This is a genomic window from Campylobacter sp. US25a (assembly GCF_004379075.1).
Taxonomy (GTDB): Bacteria; Campylobacterota; Campylobacteria; order Campylobacterales; family Campylobacteraceae; genus Campylobacter_D; species Campylobacter_D jejuni.
Genome location: NZ_RYYM01000005.1, coordinates 20,846 through 38,151 on the forward strand (window position 1 = coordinate 20,846; position 17,306 = coordinate 38,151).

Annotated in this window: 15 protein-coding genes and 1 pseudogene; 12 read left to right on the forward strand and 4 right to left on the reverse strand. The window is 27.9% G+C overall.

Going from position 1 to position 17,306, the window contains the following annotated elements:
- Positions 1 to 71 precede the first annotated feature (71 nt).
- Genes ELQ12_RS04950 through ELQ12_RS04965 form a run of 4 tightly spaced genes read left to right on the forward strand, consistent with a single transcriptional unit; the run spans position 72 to position 4,518 of the window.
- A complete protein-coding gene (locus tag ELQ12_RS04950) occupies positions 72 to 2,435 on the forward strand; it encodes a DMSO/selenate family reductase complex A subunit (protein ID WP_070261467.1) in 2,364 nt (787 codons plus the stop codon).
- Positions 2,436 to 2,445: 10 nt separating this feature from the next.
- Positions 2,446 to 3,102 carry a DMSO/selenate family reductase complex B subunit gene (locus ELQ12_RS04955; RefSeq protein ID WP_070261468.1) on the forward strand — a complete coding sequence of 219 codons (657 nt, stop codon included), beginning with the start codon at positions 2,446 to 2,448 and terminating at the stop codon, positions 3,100 to 3,102.
- Positions 3,089 to 3,955, forward strand: coding sequence for a DmsC/YnfH family molybdoenzyme membrane anchor subunit (locus ELQ12_RS04960; RefSeq protein WP_070261469.1), 867 nt, complete (start codon positions 3,089 to 3,091; stop codon positions 3,953 to 3,955). Before ELQ12_RS04955 ends, ELQ12_RS04960 begins: the two co-directional genes overlap by 14 nt.
- Entirely contained in the window at positions 3,955 to 4,518 is a 564-nt protein-coding gene (locus ELQ12_RS04965; RefSeq protein WP_070261470.1) for a molecular chaperone TorD family protein, read from the forward strand. Before ELQ12_RS04960 ends, ELQ12_RS04965 begins: the two co-directional genes overlap by 1 nt.
- Before the next feature lie 87 nt (positions 4,519 to 4,605).
- On the opposite strand, the gene ELQ12_RS04970 is transcribed toward ELQ12_RS04965, so the two are convergent.
- The gene (locus tag ELQ12_RS04970) at positions 4,606 to 5,034 is read right to left on the reverse strand and encodes a hypothetical protein (protein WP_070261471.1); all 429 of its coding nucleotides are present in this window, start codon (positions 5,032 to 5,034) and stop codon (positions 4,606 to 4,608) included.
- Position 5,035: 1 nt separating this feature from the next.
- Positions 5,036 to 6,151, reverse strand: a complete 1,116-nt coding sequence (locus ELQ12_RS04975) for a DUF4268 domain-containing protein (protein WP_070261472.1) — start codon at positions 6,149 to 6,151, stop codon at positions 5,036 to 5,038.
- A 352-nt stretch (positions 6,152 to 6,503) separates the two neighbouring features.
- Between ELQ12_RS04975 and ELQ12_RS04980 the strand changes: the two genes are divergently transcribed.
- Complete coding sequence (locus ELQ12_RS04980; RefSeq protein ID WP_070239826.1) at positions 6,504 to 7,988, forward strand: DUF2779 domain-containing protein; 1,485 nt, start codon at positions 6,504 to 6,506, stop codon at positions 7,986 to 7,988.
- 108 nt (positions 7,989 to 8,096) lie between these two features.
- On the forward strand, positions 8,097 to 8,519 hold the full coding sequence (gene cgb, locus ELQ12_RS04985; protein WP_002862237.1) for a single-domain globin Cgb: 423 nt from the start codon (positions 8,097 to 8,099) through the stop codon (positions 8,517 to 8,519).
- Between the two features lie 19 nt (positions 8,520 to 8,538).
- Here the strand turns inward: cgb and ELQ12_RS04990 are convergent, their stop codons facing one another.
- Positions 8,539 to 10,170: a multidrug ABC transporter permease/ATP-binding protein gene (locus ELQ12_RS04990; RefSeq protein WP_070261473.1), complete on the reverse strand. Its 1,632-nt coding sequence runs from the start codon at positions 10,168 to 10,170 to the stop codon at positions 8,539 to 8,541.
- A gap of 49 nt (positions 10,171 to 10,219) precedes the next feature.
- A pseudogene (locus ELQ12_RS04995) lies at positions 10,220 to 11,516 on the reverse strand (MFS transporter).
- 571 nt (positions 11,517 to 12,087) lie between these two features.
- On the opposite strand from ELQ12_RS04995, the gene ELQ12_RS10620 reads away from it, so the two are divergent.
- The 6 genes from ELQ12_RS10620 (at position 12,088) to rpsM (ending at position 17,301) form a co-directional block, all read left to right on the forward strand.
- Positions 12,088 to 12,498 carry a hypothetical protein gene (locus ELQ12_RS10620; RefSeq protein ID WP_070261474.1) on the forward strand — a complete coding sequence of 137 codons (411 nt, stop codon included), beginning with the start codon at positions 12,088 to 12,090 and terminating at the stop codon, positions 12,496 to 12,498.
- Between the two features lie 81 nt (positions 12,499 to 12,579).
- On the forward strand, positions 12,580 to 14,328 hold the full coding sequence (locus tag ELQ12_RS05005) for a DUF3944 domain-containing protein (protein ID WP_070261475.1): 1,749 nt from the start codon (positions 12,580 to 12,582) through the stop codon (positions 14,326 to 14,328).
- A gap of 1,216 nt (positions 14,329 to 15,544) precedes the next feature.
- Positions 15,545 to 16,342 (forward strand): MBL fold metallo-hydrolase, encoded by a 798-nt coding sequence (locus ELQ12_RS05015; protein WP_070261476.1) that lies wholly within the window; start codon positions 15,545 to 15,547, stop codon positions 16,340 to 16,342.
- An 87-nt stretch (positions 16,343 to 16,429) separates the two neighbouring features.
- A complete protein-coding gene (gene infA, locus ELQ12_RS05020) occupies positions 16,430 to 16,648 on the forward strand; it encodes a translation initiation factor IF-1 (RefSeq protein WP_002781436.1) in 219 nt (72 codons plus the stop codon).
- Positions 16,649 to 16,819: 171 nt separating this feature from the next.
- The gene (gene rpmJ, locus ELQ12_RS05025; RefSeq protein WP_002781429.1) at positions 16,820 to 16,933 is read left to right on the forward strand and encodes a 50S ribosomal protein L36; all 114 of its coding nucleotides are present in this window, start codon (positions 16,820 to 16,822) and stop codon (positions 16,931 to 16,933) included.
- A gap of 2 nt (positions 16,934 to 16,935) precedes the next feature.
- Positions 16,936 to 17,301, forward strand: a complete 366-nt coding sequence (rpsM, locus tag ELQ12_RS05030; RefSeq protein WP_002800121.1) for a 30S ribosomal protein S13 — start codon at positions 16,936 to 16,938, stop codon at positions 17,299 to 17,301.
- Positions 17,302 to 17,306: the final 5 nt, after the last annotated feature.

Sequence of the window (17,306 nt, forward strand, 5' to 3'; positions counted from 1 at the left end):
TTTAATTGAATAAAATTATTATTTGTATTATAATCGCAATTACTTTTGTCACATAAATGTAAGGAGATAACATGGAACAAAATCGTAGAGATTTTTTAAAATGGAGTTCTTTGTTTGGCGGCTTAACCTTAAGTCCTATAAGTCTAAGTGCAAATTTATTAAAAACTCCACCATTGATCAGCAAATGGGCTGGATGTAATGTAAATTGCGGAACAAAATGTCCTGTAAAAGTGCATACTCAAGATGGAATTATTAAATATGTCAGTACTGATAATGAAGGTGATGATAGCTTTGATAATCGTCAAGCAAGAGCCTGTATTAGAGGTAGAAGCTCAAGATATAAAGTTTACAATGCAAATCGCTTAAAAAGACCATTAAAAAGAGTGGGAAAAAGAGGTGAAGGTAAATTTATGCCTATTTCTTGGGAACAAGCTTTTGATGAAATTTCTGCCAAAATGCAAGAAATTAAAGAAAAATACGGCAATGAAGCCTTTTATATAAATTATGCAACAGGAACAACAGGAACAATAATCAATCGCTGTACACAAGGTCCATGGGCTAGACTTTTAAGTCTTTATGGTGGTTATTTAAATTATCATAATTCTTATTCTACGGCTCAAATTTCAAATGCTATGAATTTTTTCTATGGTGGATCTCCTGCTAGCGATATATACACTTTACGCTCTGCAAAATTAGCTATATTTTTTGGAGCAAACCATGTTGAAACTAGAATGGGAGGTGGTGGAGTAGGCTATGCTTATCAAAAAGCCCTAGAAGAAAGTGGATGTAAAATAATTCACATTGACCCAAGATACAATGATTCTATGATAGGGCATTGCGATGAGTGGATACCTATAGCACCAGGAACCGATGCAGCTTTGATTGCTGCGCTAACTTATGTGATGATAAAAGAAGATTTACTTGATAGAACTTTTCTTGATAAATACACCATAGGCTTTAGCGAAAATACTCTGCCACAAGATGCAGCCAAAAACTCAAGCTATGAAAGCTATGTTTTAGGACTAAACGATGGAGTAGAAAAAACTCCTGATTGGGCTAGCAAGATTACAAAAATTCCGGCACGCCGCATAGTTCAACTTGCAAGAGAAATTGCCACCATAAAGCCTTGTTTTATAGAACAAGGTTGGGGAGTGCAAAGACATTCAAATGGAGAACAAAATGCAAGGGCGATAGCAACTCTAGCTTGTATTACAGGAAATATTGGCATAGAAGGGACAAATACAGGATGTCGAACAGGATCAAGTAAAACATATGATATAATGGGTATGCCTTTTAAAAATCCAATAAAAGATTCTATTCCTTGTTTTTTATTTACAGACGCTATTTATCGCGGAAAAGAAATGACAGATATTAGTGATGGGGTGCGTGGCACAACACAATTAAAACAAAATATCAAATTTATTTTCAATACAGCAGGAAATTGTCTTACAAATCAACACAGCACCATTAAAGAAGTGCATGATATTTTAAGCGATGAGAATTTGTGTGAGTGTATAGTAGATGTTAATGTAACTAGAACTCCATCAAATAACTACGCAGATTATATTTTACCTGATGCAACTATGCTGGAGCAAGAAGATTTTATAAGACCTAGCGCAGGATATTATAGCAATAAGCCTTATATTATTTATTGTCAAAAAGCTATCGAGCCAGTTGGTGAAGCAAAACCTATTTATGAAATGTGTCTTGAACTTGCTAAAAGACTTGGCATAGAAAAAGAATTTAGCGAAGGAAGAACACAAAAAGATTGGCTAAAATACCTTTATGAAGAAAGTATGAAAAAAAATCCACTTTTACCTAGTTTTGAAGAAATGTGCGAAAAAGGACTTGTAAAATTTGAGCCTGTAAAACCTGTAGTGGCATTACAAAGTTTTATAAAAGATCCTATCAATAATCCTTTAAAAACTCCTAGCGGAAAGATAGAAATTTATAGCACAAAACTCGCACAAATGCAAAAAACTTGGAAATTAAAAGAAGGACAACAAATAGTGCCTATTCCTGTTTTTGAAAGCCAAAGAGAAGGGATTTTGGATCCATTAAAACAAAAGTATCCTTTGCAATTTTTTGGCTATCACTACAAAGGTAGAACGCATTCTAGCTTTTGGGAAATTCCACAAATTAGAGAAGTTAATCCGCAAGAAATTTGGATAAATACCATAGATGCAGAGCAAAGAAGTATCAAAACGGGCGATGTGGTGCAAGTAAGAAATGACTTAGGAATCATACAAGGCATAGCAAAAGTTACTCCAAAAATCATACCAGGTTGTGCAGTAACCCCACAAGGTGCATGGGCAAAATATGAAAATGGTATCGATGTAGGAACTTGTGTGAATTCTTTGGCAAGTATAGTGCCAACTGCTATTTCTAAAGGAAATGGACAACATTCTATTTTAGTTGAAATTGCAAAAGTTTAAGGAGAAAAAGATGAAATTAGAAGAAAATTCACAATTTGGTTTTATGCTAGATCAAAGCAAATGCGTAGGCTGTAGGACTTGCTCACTTTCTTGCAAGGATTATAAAAACATGCCTGTGGGGGTTAATTTTCGCCGTGTGTTTGAGACTGAAGGGGGAAATTGGACCTGTAAAGAAGATGGAGGTTTTGAGCAAAGTGTTTTTGCTTACTACACTTCTATTTCTTGCAATCATTGTTCTAATCCATCTTGTCTTAAAGCTTGTCCAACTGGTGCAACAATGAAAATAAAATGGGGAATAGTAGCAATCGATGATAGTATGTGTATAGGCTGTAAAGCTTGTGCTATGGCATGTCCTTATGGCGCACCTCAATTTAATCATGAAAGTGGTCATATGAGCAAATGCGATGGGTGTTATGAGAGATTAAAAGAAGGTAAAAATCCAATTTGCGTGGACTCTTGTCCTTTTAGAGCATTAAAAGCAGGCGATATAACAAAACTGAGAGAAGAACATGGAAATTTAGCCTCTATCACACCTTTACCTGATGCTTCTATCACGCATCCAAATTTATGTATAGTGCCTGAAAAACATAGTTTGCCTTCAGGTAATAAAAGCGCAATTTTTCATCTACCTCAAAACTACCAAGGAGTTAAAAATGACATCATTTAATCACATTTTAAGCGAAATACCTTTGGTATTATTTACTATTTTAGCACAAGCTGTAATTGGACTTAGTTTGGTTTATGCACCTGCATTTATAAATGGTTACAAAAATTATGCAAATTTAAAGTCTTTTGGATTAGCCTTAGGAATTGCAATGATGGTTGCTTTTATCCCTTCATTTTTTCATTTAAATGATATTACACACATTTTTAATGTATTAAATAGAATGGGTGTTTTTTATGCAAACAATGAGTGGCATATAGGCTGGATGAATAATGAAATTTTATTTGTATCTCTTGTGTGTGCTTTGGGCTTTTTGCTTTATCTAAAAACTTCAAATTGGATGTTTTATCTTACGCTAATATGTGGAATTCTAGGACTTTTCTTTATGAGTGGAGTTTATGGCTCCATGCAAGAAAGTGTACCTACTTGGGATTTTAAGATCACTTTGCTTTATTTTTTTGCTAGTGCTATATTTTTAGGTGCTATTGTTTATTATTGTTTTTTTGAAAATAGCGAACATGAAAGAAAAATGTCATTTTTTACAGGACTTATAGGCATAGGGCTTTTAAGTACTGCTATAGTTTTACAAACCCTACATGTAGGACAAACTTGGATTATGGGGCTTGTAAATCCTTTTGAACTTTTAGGTGGAACCTATGATTGGTTTATATCGCTTTCTTTTGCATTCTTAGGACTTGGGATTGTTACTTGGTATTTGCATAATTATTTACATGAAAAATTTAAAAGTAAATTTTTTGCTTATTTTGCCCTACTTTGTGCATTTTTAGGGGTGTTTACCACTAGAATGCTATTTTATGGACTTATAAGTACTCAAATCATGTTGGGACATTCTTAATGCAAAAATTGGCAATAGATATATTTATCAATTTTTTGCAAAATCCACCTAATCATTTTTTGCTAGAAAAACTTAAAAAAGAAGAACTCTGGCAAAATTGGTTTTTAAAAAATAATAGCAAATTACAATGCACCGCTTTAAAGCTTTTATCATCTTCAAACGAAGATGATAAATTAATAGCAAATGATTTTACATCTTTGTTTTTAAGCGATGTTGATTATGTAAAAGCACCGCCTTTTGCTTCTTTTTATCTTGATGAAAATAAAGAAATTTATTCACATAATTCTGATAAAATTAAGCAAATTTTTGTGCAAAATAACTTTTTTTCTTTTTTTAATGAAGAGCCTGCAGATAGCTTGATAAATGAATTATTATTTATTAGTTTTTTAATCAAAAAACAAGATGATATAACTTTGCAAAAATTCTTAAAAGAAGAATTTTTTACTTGGTTTAACATGTGGAGTTTTGATGTTTATAATAAATCAAAATCTGATTTTTACAAAGCTTTGATAATGCTAATGAAAGATTTTTTTAAAAGACTGAATAAACCTTGCTTATTCTAGTAAGGTTTTATATTTTAAGCATTTTCTACAATATCATTTATGATATTTTATAATTTTAAAAAATTTCTTTATATTTATACAATGTTTTTAAAAATTATCAAAATCAAATTTTCTAGCTTCGTATAATTCTTGCGCCACTTCAAGACTCATTTCCCAAAAAACAGCACCCATAGATTTTGGAATATGATTTTCATCTTCGTATTTACTATTTATGGCTTGATAAACCTCATCTCCTTCTTCGCAATCGACTGCAATACTTCCTAAATAAGGATATACTAAAACCCCAATTGGAGCAGTATCAAATACCCTATATAAGTCAACTTTAGGAAAATTTTCTTTCATAAAAGCTAAAAATTCATTTCTAGCTTTATAATCTGTCTTATTTTTATCAAAATAATTATCATATTTTGTTTTATTGATACAAAAATCATTATTTGGAATATTAAAACACATCCAAAAAGATTTTTTACCTCTTTTAATAGTATATTCTTGTATGCTACTAAGTGCTAAAGCCATTTTAATCCTTTATTTTAACGTTTATAAAATTATAAATTTGTTGTATATAAGGCTTCATAACAGTTTCAAATTTTTTCATATTTTCTATCATAAAATCTATTATCTCATTCCAATTTGCTTCATCATAACTATCATATTCTTTTTCAAATTTAATTCTACAAGCTCTTTTATTATCAAGTCTTTCCCATATTAAATTTTCAAAAGTATTATTTATTTGTTTTTCATTTTCTTTAAGCTTATCAAATATAATTTTATTTTTATCCTTGTCTTTACTATCTATATAAAGCTCTATTCTTACACAATCTTTATTAAAAATAAAATCATAGTGACAAAAACTAAAACCACTTCCAGCTGCTATCCAATTATCTTTTGATGGGCTTATATTTGAAAATAATTCAAAACTTTCCTCTTTGATTTTATTTAATAATTTATTCCAAAATTTTAATCTTATAATATGTCTTTGTTTTTCGGAATTATTAATTAAATTTTGCTCTTGTTCTTTTTTCGCCATTTTAATTATATAATCTTGTGCTTCTTTTACAGGTATAATTTGTTCTACATTTAAAAAACATTCTTGATTAAATTCATAAGGTGTAACTTTAAAGCATTGTATATATAAACCTTGATTTATAAGCCATAAAACTGCTGAAGTTACTTCTTTTCTAAAATTTGCCGCTACTAAAATAATACGTTGTTGTTGATTTTCTATTTTTACATCATCATAATTTTCTACACCAAAAAAATCGCATAAGCTTTCTTTATAATTTTCATTTTTTACATATTCTATATAAATTCTTTCTATATCACTTTTAGAAAAAGTAGAACAATAAGAAGCATATTTAACAGCTTGCCAAGTAACATCTCTTCCGCTATCATCTAGTTTATTTTCGATAATAACTAAATTTCCTTCTTTATCTAAAGCTAACAAATCAAATCTTTCTTTCGTGCCATCAAAATCATCAAATTCTTTTTGTATAATTAATAAATCCTCACCTAAGCAACTAGGATTTTTAGCTATCCATTCTTGCAAATGTTTTCTTTCTGTAAATTCTAACTCTTTAAAAGTCTTCTCAGGTAATTTTATTATAGAATTTTCAACTATATTTATTTTAAACATTATTTATACTCCTTTTTATAAAATTATTTATTTAAACCATTTAAGTTAATTTTAAATAAAATACAATCTTTAAAATTAACACCGCAATAAATTTTACAAAAAATAAGAAAATAAATATCTAAAAAATAAAAGAGAAATTTAGACTGATTTATTAGTAAATTTAATATTGATATCTAATTAATAAAAAATGTATAAACATTAAATTATAATTTTACTACAAAAAATATATAAAAATCACAAAGAATTAGTAGAAAAATTACAAATATTTTATCTTTTTAAGCTATGATTTTCATAGCTTAAAATTAGATGCTTTTACTCTATAAATTTTTATATAATTTCCAAAAGGCAAATAATGTTTTTATCAAAATCAAAATATACAAAAGGCATACAATGTGCTAAATCTTTATGGCTAAACACTTATAAAAACGAAGTATTAAGTACTCCGAATGAGAATGCTTTGGCTAAATTTAGCACGGGTAATAAAATAGGTGAATTAGCCTACAAACTTTTTCCAAGTGGCATAAAGATAAAATTTGAAAACAGTTCTTTTGATGAGAAATGTGAGCAAACTAGGCAATTATTAAAGAACAATCAAGAAGTTATTTATGAAGCTACTTTTTGCTATAACGATATTTTGGTTATGATAGATATTTTGCAAAATACCAAAGAGGGTTTAATTATAAATGAGGTTAAAAGCTCTACTTCTTTAAAAAATATTTATACAGATGATTGTTCTTTGCAATATTATGTTTTATCAAATTTAAATTATAAAATCAAACAAGTAAATTTAATCTACTTAAACAATGAATACATTAGAGAAGATTTTCTTGATATAAATAAACTTTTCATAATCAATGATATCACAAAAGAAGTTTTATTATATCAAGAACAAGTCAAAGAAAATTTAAAATATTTTGAAGAAATTTTAAACAAAAAAGAAGAACCAAATATTGACATAGGAACACATTGTTTTAATCCTTATGAGTGCGAAGGCTATGAATACTGCTGGAATAAACAAAGAAATTTATGTGAAAATGAAAATATTTTTAATATTTCAAGACTTAATACAAATAAAAAATTTGAATTTTATTATAAAAATATAATCGATTTAAAAGATATCAAAGATCTATCGAACTTTAATGAAAATCAGCAAATTCAAATCAAAGCTTCGCTAAATAAAGAAATTTATATAAACAAAGACAATATTAAAAAATTTTTAGATACTCTAAATTATCCTATTTATCACTTAGATTTTGAAACTTTTATGCAAGCTGTACCTGAATTTAAAGGTATAAAACCTTATATGCAGATTCCCTTTCAATACTCTTTACATATAGATCATAAAGACAAACTAGAACATAAAGAATTTTTAAGTGAGTGTGGAGTTGATCCAAGATATGAACTTGCAAAAAAAATAATCAATGATATTCCAAAAGATGTTTGCGTGCTTGCTTATAATGCTAGCTTTGAAAAAGGCGTGATAAGAAATTTAGCAATTACTTATCCTGAATTGAGCGAGTATTTGCTAAATATAGAAAAAAATATCAAAGATCTTATGCTTCCTTTTCAAAACAAAGATTATTATCATTATAAAATGCAAGGGAGTTATTCTATAAAAAAAGTTCTACCCGCTTTAATTCCTGATATGGAGAAAGCTTACAAAGACTTAGAATTGATCCACAATGGAAACGAAGCCATGCAAAGCTTTGAACTTATGCAAAATATGGATCAAAACACACAAGTTAAGTATCGTAAAGCCTTGCTTGAATATTGCAAATTAGATACCTTAGCAATGGTAAAAATTTTAAAACATTTAGAAGAAATTACAAAATTTTAAAAATATTTAAATTAAAATTTCTTATAAATATCTCAATTTTAACACAAGTCAATTTTTTTCTCCTTTTTAAGATATAAAATATCTCTTTTACAATAAAAAGGAGAAATTATGACAAAAGAACAAATTCAAATCATCAAAGATTGTGTGCCTATTTTGCAAAAAAATGGAGAGGATTTAACCAATGAGTTTTACAAAATAATGTTTAATGATTATCCTGAGGTAAAACCTATGTTTAATATGGAAAAACAAATTTCAGGAGAACAACCAAAAGCTTTAGCGATGGCGATTTTAATGGCAGCCAAAAATATAGAAAATTTAGAAAATATGAGAAGCTTTGTTGATAAAGTTGCCATAACTCATGTTAATTTAGGGGTTAAAGAAGAGCATTATCCTATAGTTGGAGCTTGCCTTTTAAAGGCTATTAAAAATCTTTTAAATCCTGATGAAGCCACTCTTAAAGCTTGGGAAGTTGCTTATGGAAAAATTGCTGAATTTTATATCGATATAGAAAAAAAGCTCTATGATAAATAATACAAGCCCATTTTGGGCTTTAATCAAATTTTTCTACTAAATTTTTAGCCAATTCCTTTATATTCTCACCCTTTAATTCGCTGATTTCACCATTTTGAGCCAAGAAAATTCTATCAGCACTATCAAAATATGCATCATCATGTGTGATAGCAAAGATTGTTTTACCTTGCTCTTTTAACAAAGGTAAAAGTTTTTTATAAAAAAATCTTCTAAAAACAGGATCTTGATCAGCCGCCCATTCATCAAGCACTAAAATATCCCTTTCTTCAAGCAAGGCTATAAGCATAGCTAAACGCTTTTTTTGCCCTGTAGAAAGTTTGGTTAAGGTCAGTTCATTATCTTTGACACTTGTTTTATCTTTAAGTTCTAAAAACTCCAACCAAAAAGCAATTTTTTCTTCGCTTGCAAAATTTTCTTTATTTAAGGTTTTAGTAAAAAGATGAAAATCGCTAAAAACAGCAGAAATAAGAGATCTATACTCATCTAACTTTTTATCATCTATAAGCGTATCATCAACATAAATTCCGCCTTTGCTTGGCTTAAAAAGTCCTGTCAAAAGCATACAAAAAGTGGATTTACCACTTCCATTTTTACCTATTAAAAATACCAATTCACCTTTTTTAAGTTCTATATTTACAGGATTTAAGTGAAAATTTTCTTCATAAGCAAATTGAGTATTTCTAAAAGAAATTTTTTTCCATTCGCTAATATAATGTGTTTTTTTAAAACCTTCTATATAATCATCTAATTCCAATTTTGCGATCTTATCCAAAGCGATTTTTGCCAAAAGCAAAGTAGGAAAAGATCCTATCATAGATACTAAAGGGGTTCGTAAAAACAAAATAGAAAGAGCTATAGTTGTAGCATCTGCAACACTTGCCCATTCAAATTTTAAAGCTAAGTAAAACTCTACGCCTACTAAAGCCAAAAGAGTTACATTTGTCCAGTTGTTTGAGAGATTGTTAAAAAGATTGCCTAAAGTACTATTTTTCTTTTTCAATCTTGCATTATTTTCAAATTCATCTTCATAATAAAGCTTGGCTCTATCACGATTGATCAAAAGTTCTTTATGTCCATCTAGTATATTTTGGTAATTATTTTGCAAAGCATCGTCATTTTCCCTTGCCTTTCGAAAATACTGATATACTTTCATCATCAAAAAATTATTAGTAATAAAAATAACCATAATCCATACCACACACAAAGCAAAAATTTGTAGTGAAAGATAACATAAATAAACACTAGTGCATAAAATCAATATACTTGATTGTAAAAAATCAGGCAATCTTAAAAGCCCAAAAGATATATTTCTCACATCACTTCCCAAAGAAGCTAAAATTCTAGCCTTACCTACTTTAGCCACTCTTAACAAAGGGGTATCTAAGATCTGCTTTACTACACGCCTTTGCATTTTAAAAATAAAATTTTGTCCAAAAATACTAAGTCCAAGTTCAACTATGGTAGAACTTATAAAAAATATCAAAAGCAAAACAATAAAATAAAAAATAGGAATGTTTTGTGCATTTTTAAGCAAATAATCATTGATAAAAACAAGAGTTAAAACTCCAACAGCACTTGTAATAAAAGAAAAAAGCAAAAAAGAAATCAACTTTAATTTATTTTGCTTAAGTAATTCCATAATAAAAGGCATTTATAAACTCCAAAATATAATTTTAATTATAACATTTTAAGAGTGATTATTAAAATTTTATTTTATCTTTTGCTATAAAAACAGCACAAATAGCCAATAACGCTAAAAAAATCATATATATACTCATACCATATAAAAATGGATTTTCATTTTTACTCGCGAGTGTATTAAGCCAAAAAAACGAGTTGCGGAGTAATACCGCCTGAAATTGCATAAGCAATATTATAAGAAAAAGAAATTCATGAAAATCTTATTTTAGCTCTAAAAACTTCACTCATTAAAATAGGTGCAAACACATTAATTCCACCTAAAAAACAAACAATCGAATACAAAATACATACCAAAACCAAATTTTTAAGCTCATATAAAGCATAAAAATATAAAAAAGAAAAAAATACAAAAATTAAAGAAAATAAAATGCAAATTTTAAATAAACCAAATTTATCTACAAGATAACCCATAAAAGCCCCGCCTAAAGCTATTCCCAAAATTCCTAATATCTGCAAATAATTTCCTTCAATCTCACTTAAATTTAAAATACTAGGCATAAATTTAGGCATTAATAAAACAAGCACAATAACACAACCTGTTAAAACTCAAGTCATCACCATTGATGAAAATAAATTTTTTACAATATCCTTTTCTTTAAATAAATCTTTAAGTGGAAAAGAACTAAGCGATGATTCTTTTTTCATTTGTTTAAAAACAGGAGTTTCTTGCAAAAATCTACGCAAATAAATAGAAATAATCCCAAAAATTCCACCTACAAAAAAAGCAATACGCCATGCATAAGCAGCAATTTCTTCTATGCTAAAAAAAGCATTAATGATTAAAAATACTATACTTCCTAACAAAATTCCTAAAGCCATAGCTGAATTTAAACAGCTTAAAAAGAAAGCTTTTTGTTTTTCTTGACAATGTTCTCTTGCAAAAACCCAAGCCCCAGGCAATTCTCCACCTATAGCTATACCTTGAAAAATTCTTACAAGTATCAATAAAACAGGAGCTAAAAACCCAAGAGTTTCATAACCTGGAATAAAAGCTAAGACAAAGGTAGGAAGAACCATTAGTAAAATACTTAGCATAAACATATTTTTACGCCCAAATTTATCTCCAAAATGTGCCATAACTATACCACCTAAAGGACGTGCTAAATATCCAGCTGCAAATGCTCCATAAGTATTTAATAAAGCCCAAAATTCACTCATACCTTTAGGAAAAAATACATTGGCTATATATTCAACAAAAAAGACAAAAATAATAAAATCATAAAATTCTAAAGTTCCTCCTAGTGAAGAAAGTCCTAAGATCTTAATTTCCTTTGCTCCAAATTTTGATTTTTTCATTGATTAATTACCTTAAAGAATTTTAAAAATAACCATTATACTACAAATATTTATAAAGCAAACAATCATTTTCAATTTAATTTAACCCACTTTGATGATAAAAATTATAAAACATAGCTTAAGCAAAAATTTTTAATAATTTTTCAAAAACGACACAAGCTGTCATATAAATACTTTATACTTTTTTGAAATTAAAACTAAGGAGGAAAATACATACTCAAAATTTAAAAGCTTTAAATGCTTTTTATAAGATAAGAAAAACTGTATTTCTATCTAGAGTAAATATTATTATAGGAATTTTGCGACTTATCATTAACACAGTTTTGTTGACTTATAAAATAGGTTTTGTTTAGATTTGTATTTTAGGGGGTAATTTTAGATTTAAACGAGAGTTATCATATAGTAGCACTTATATACTTTTTATAGTGCTTAATTTATTATTGATTTATAAATTATAAGGAGAAAAAATGAAGAAATTAGCTTTTTTTAAGCCAGAAATTTTGCACTATGTTATTAAGTTTTAATTTTATCTTAACTAAAGTTCTAAATAATATGAAGCAAAGGAGCTTTAATGCTAGAAAATTTAAAAGAAATTTATGAAGAATTTGAGCTTTTAATTGCTCAATTTTCAAGCTATTTTAATGATGAAGAATTTTTAAATTTTAAAAAGGATTTTGATGTAAAAAATGTTTTAAATTATCATGATTTTAAAGAATTTACCTTAGAAGAAACAGACAAAGAAAGGCTTAAAGATATACAAGATTGCTTGCTAGCTTATATCAATTTTTGTAGCAGTAAAGATATAGAAAAACAGATGACAGAAGTGATTTCTAAAATTTTTATGCCTATGTTTCTTATTTCTAGATTATATTTTATATTAAAAGAAGAGAAGCTAGATATGCAAATTCGCAAAATACTTAAAGAAAAAGATAAGTTGACAAAGGAAAAATCTTTATGGGTTTCCAAAATCCTACCTTTTTAATAATTCTTAATAAAACCTTAAGATATATTGATTTTTAGTAAATAAAATATTATAATTTATAAAAATTTTTAAGGAGAGAAAATGGCTTATAAATCTGATAGCGATCTGGAATTTTTACGAGAACTTAACAATGGAGCATTAGATAATCTAGTATCCATCTTAACTAAAGATGAAAATGGAAAAACTAGAACAACAGAGAGTTTAACCGATAAAGATTTATATAAACAACATTGTCCTAATCATAGTAAATATTTAGACTTGATTTTAGAGGAACTTCAAACTTTTGGTGGAAATACACTTGCAAATACAGTTAGAGGGGCTGGAATTTTCTATAAAGAAATTTTATGTGATGTCGCAGATAAATTAAAAGTTAAGTATGATAAAAGTGCAAATGTAGAAAATATAGAAAAAGCAATTTTACTTAATTCCTTTAATGAATCATTAAAGAATTTATCAGAAAACGATTTAAGAGAAATTGTAAAAGATTTTTCTATAGATATTAGCACTTATACAATAGAATCTATTTCTAATGCTATTGCAAAAACTGATAATCTTAGATTACTTTATCAAATTGCAATGTTAGTTGTAAAAGCCATAGCAAATAAGGTTGCAATTAATACAGCTATATTTACAACAAGTAGTTTGATAGCAGGAGGTCTCATTGGAAGCGGTGCTGTTTCTGGTGCATTGGGAAGTGCTGCGACATTTTTAGGTTCGCGAGTTGCAGGAACTTTAGCAGGACCTATTGGAATGATAATCTCAAGCATATGGATGATAATTGACATTGCAGGTCCTGCTTTTAGGGTTACAGTTCCAGCGGTGATTTATATCGCATTTTTAAGAAGACAATTTTTATACGAAAAGGAGATAATTAAACAAATGGAAATAGAACAACAAAAAAAAGTAAAAAATTTAAATCAAGGTAAAAAATATAGTCTTGATGAACTTTTTAATCAAGAGCTTAATATCTTAATAGTTGGTGGTACAGGTGCAGGAAAAAGCTCTACAATAAAAGCTCTTTTTGAGACAGAAGATTACAATCTTGATATAGAGATAAATAGTAGCAGCAAGCCAGTTACGCAAGAAATCAAAGAATATCAATTAAGCAATCTAACAATTTATGACAGTCCTGGATTAGGAGATGGCTCGGAAAATGATAGCAGACATATGGAGAAAATAAAAAATCTTTTAGAAAAAAATGATGATGGCAAAGCTAAAATTGATTTAGTTTTAGTAATCGTTAATGCAACCACAAGAGATTTAGAATCAACCTATAAAACCATAAATGAAGCAATTATGCCTTATATGGAAGAAAAAGAGAGAATTTTAATCGCATTAAATAAATGTGACAAAGCAAGTGATAATCCTGATATTACTTTTGATTATAAGGAAAATAAACTATCCCAGGAATTAGAAGAGATTTTAGAAGAAAAAGTCAAAGCAATTAAAGAAAGAATTAAAGCAGATACTGAAATTGATGTTGATGTGATATATTATGCAGCAGGATATTATAATGAGGATACAAAAGAGAAGCGACCTGCATACAATCTCAATAAACTTTTAGCTTATATCGTTGATAAAGCACCATTGAAGAAGCGATTAGTTTTCTTAAAATATCAATCAAAAAATAAAAATGATTTTAAATATGACGATAATAAAGAAAATTACGCAGAAAAAACAAAAAAATCTTGGCTTGAAACAATAAAAGAATGTGTAAACAATATAGTTGATTTTTCAATAGAAGCAAAGAATTTTTTTACATCAGAGAAAGGCAAGAAGATAGTAGAAATAGTTGAAGATTTAATTGCATTCTTAAGAAAAACAAAATAATGTTTTCAAAATCCTTTCTACTTTGCTCTTTAGCAAATAGTTTTAATCTACGATTTTAACGCATTTCAAATTCTATCCAAAGTACCTATTTGGTCTCTTTGGTATGGGATATATAATCAAGATCAACAAAATTCATAAAAATTTATCAAATTCTAGATTAGAAATTTTATTAGACAAAGATCAGGCAACATTTGGTAAAATAAAATCTAAACTAAAAAACACTTTCTTGTGAAACGGATAAAAATAAAATCTCGCACAATCAAAAAATATCAGAAATTTACAAAAATACCTCTTCTAAAATAATCCTTCACAGCTTTTTTTGGATGGTTATGCAAATTTATTGTAGTAAAAGTAATAAGAATCAGCAAATTAGAAAATACTTTATGACTTCACCTCAATAATAGTAAAATACTCTAAAACTATAGAATATGAAGCATATAACTTTGCCAAAAAATATTTACAAAACTCTCATCTTTCATCCATAAAACTATAGTGCACAAGGAAAAGAATTTAACTTTAAGCATTTTTCTCGAAACAATTAAATTTTTATTTAAAAATAAAGAAATTCAAAAACTTTTAGGCAAGGATATAAAGGCTTTATTAATTATAAATTTAATAAAACTTTAGATGAATTCAAATAATACGAAATCATGTAGTGTATGCTAAATCACCCAATTTAGAACAGACGCTGAAAATTCGAAATTAACTTTAGGCATAAAAAATACTAATATCTTAAAACGCATACTAAAATATAAATTAAAACAAAAAGGATAAAAATAATAAAACCACAAAACCTTTTATTAATTAAAAGATATATAAGCTGTAAAAAAAATATTTTCATGCTCTCTTAAAAACAATTGTTTAAACCTACTGATTTAATATGCTCTAAATACAGCAACAAAAAGATGAAGGTTTTACAAGTAAAATTATTTCTGTGATAAAAAATTTTAAAATGTCCCACAATAAACTCACAATGCGTTTAGGTCATATTTTAATACATTTCAACAACAGGAAAAGATTAATCTAGAAAAATTAGCAAAAGACAAAAATCATAAAATTCTAAAGTTCCTCCTAGTGAAGAAAGTCCTAAGATCTTAATTTCCTTTGTTCCAAATTTTGATTTTCTCATTGATTAATTACCTTAAATTTTAAAAACATTGTTTTTATTATACTATAATCATTTCCAAAATATTATCTAAAAAATTTAAGGATAAATATGTTTAATTTTATAACCACCCTTTTAAAAACCAATCTTTATTTTTTAGAAGAAAAAACCACAAGTAAAAATTCAAATCAAACCCATATAATCTCACTTAAACAATCTGATGATGAATTTTTAAATTTATTATTTTCTTTTTTAGTGCCGCAAAACGATGAAGATAAGAATTTTATAGAAAAAACTCGCACAAAAATCAAAAGAAATGAGCATAATATTGCTCTGATAAAAAATCCAAATTTTAATGCTTTAATAGACACAGGGTTTTTAGATACTATTGACACATTAAAAGAAAAATTACATATCCATAAAACCGATTTTAAAGATATCACTCATATTATCTTAACACACGCGCATCCTGATCATATAGGTGCTTTAATGAGCGAAGAAAATCTTTTTCCAAAAGCTCAAATTTTAATCGATAAAAAAGAATATGATTTTTGGATCAAAAGCGATAGACAAGAAATTAAAAACACCTTGCTTAAACTTAAAAATATAGAATTTATTAACCACTCTAAAGATTTGATCTTTCAAAATTCAGGCATTAAAGCCATACCTGCTTATGGACATACCCCAGGACAAAACGCTATAATAATTGATGATAAAATAGTCTTTTGGGGAGATTTACTTCATCTTTATGATATACAAATTCCAAAACCTAAAATCGCTATAAAATTTGATATAGATCAAAATGAGGCTATACAAACAAGGGAAAAACTACTTAAAGAATTTAAAGAAAGAAAACTCAAAGTTATAGGGACTCATGTGCCTTTTATCGAACCTAAATTTTTAGATTAATTACTTAAAAATTACTAAAAATTAAGTAAAAATTTTAATAATTTTTGCTAAAATTATAGCCTTTTTATTTCATGAAAGGAGAAAATTTTGGCAAAAGATGATGTAATTGAAATTGATGGCACCGTACTTGAAGCATTGCCTAATGCAAATTTCAAGGTTGAACTTGACAACAAACATGTAATTTTATGTCATATTGCAGGAAAAATGCGTATGCATTATATAAGAATAATGCCAGGTGATAAAGTAAAAGTAGAACTTACACCTTATAGCCTTGATAAAGGGCGTATAACTTTTAGATATAAATAATCTAAGTTATTTAAAAGCTAATTTTAGATAAAATTAGAGTTTTTGCGACAAATTACATCGAACTATATGAAGAAGTATTTTTAAAATCCACCACTTATTTTGAAAATAGTTGGTTATTCATAAAACCTGATGTAGTCGTAAATCAAGTGGAATTCATTCAAGGAGACGCTCATGAAAGTGAGACCATCGGTTAAAAAGATGTGCGACAAGTGCAAAGTAGTTCGCCGTAAAGGCGTGGTTCGCATTATTTGCGAAAATCCAAAACATAAACAAAGACAAGGATAAACATGGCTCGTATTGCAGGTGTGGATTTACCAAAGAAAAAAAGAATTGAGTATGGACTAACCTATATTTATGGTATAGGACTTTTCACTTCAAGAAAAATTCTAGATAAAGTAGGAATTTCTTATGATAAAAGAGTTCATGAGTTAAGTGAAGATGAAGCAGCAGCTATCCGTAAAGAAATTCAAGAAAACTATATGGTTGAAGGGGATTTGAGAAAACAAGTTGCTATGGATATTAAAGCACTTATGGATTTAGGAAGCTTTAGAGGTTTAAGACACAGAAAAGGCTTACCAGTTCGCGGACAAAAAACAAAAACAAACGCAAGAACTAGAAAAGGTAAGAGAAAAACTGTTGGTGCAAAATCATAAGGATA

Coding starts and splice junctions, on each gene's coding strand:
- ELQ12_RS04950 (WP_070261467.1), top strand. CDS start 72: ATGGAACAAAATCGTAGAGATTTTTTAAAATGGAGTTCTTTGTTTGGC.
- ELQ12_RS04955 (WP_070261468.1), top strand. CDS start 2,446: ATGAAATTAGAAGAAAATTCACAATTTGGTTTTATGCTAGATCAAAGC.
- ELQ12_RS04960 (WP_070261469.1), top strand. CDS start 3,089: ATGACATCATTTAATCACATTTTAAGCGAAATACCTTTGGTATTATTT.
- ELQ12_RS04965 (WP_070261470.1), top strand. CDS start 3,955: ATGCAAAAATTGGCAATAGATATATTTATCAATTTTTTGCAAAATCCA.
- ELQ12_RS04970 (WP_070261471.1), bottom strand. CDS start 5,034: ATGGCTTTAGCACTTAGTAGCATACAAGAATATACTATTAAAAGAGGT.
- ELQ12_RS04975 (WP_070261472.1), bottom strand. CDS start 6,151: ATGTTTAAAATAAATATAGTTGAAAATTCTATAATAAAATTACCTGAG.
- ELQ12_RS04980 (WP_070239826.1), top strand. CDS start 6,504: ATGTTTTTATCAAAATCAAAATATACAAAAGGCATACAATGTGCTAAA.
- cgb (WP_002862237.1), top strand. CDS start 8,097: ATGACAAAAGAACAAATTCAAATCATCAAAGATTGTGTGCCTATTTTG.
- ELQ12_RS04990 (WP_070261473.1), bottom strand. CDS start 10,170: ATGCCTTTTATTATGGAATTACTTAAGCAAAATAAATTAAAGTTGATT.
- ELQ12_RS10620 (WP_070261474.1), top strand. CDS start 12,088: ATGCTAGAAAATTTAAAAGAAATTTATGAAGAATTTGAGCTTTTAATT.
- ELQ12_RS05005 (WP_070261475.1), top strand. CDS start 12,580: ATGGCTTATAAATCTGATAGCGATCTGGAATTTTTACGAGAACTTAAC.
- ELQ12_RS05015 (WP_070261476.1), top strand. CDS start 15,545: ATGTTTAATTTTATAACCACCCTTTTAAAAACCAATCTTTATTTTTTA.
- rpmJ (WP_002781429.1), top strand. CDS start 16,820: ATGAAAGTGAGACCATCGGTTAAAAAGATGTGCGACAAGTGCAAAGTA.
- rpsM (WP_002800121.1), top strand. CDS start 16,936: ATGGCTCGTATTGCAGGTGTGGATTTACCAAAGAAAAAAAGAATTGAG.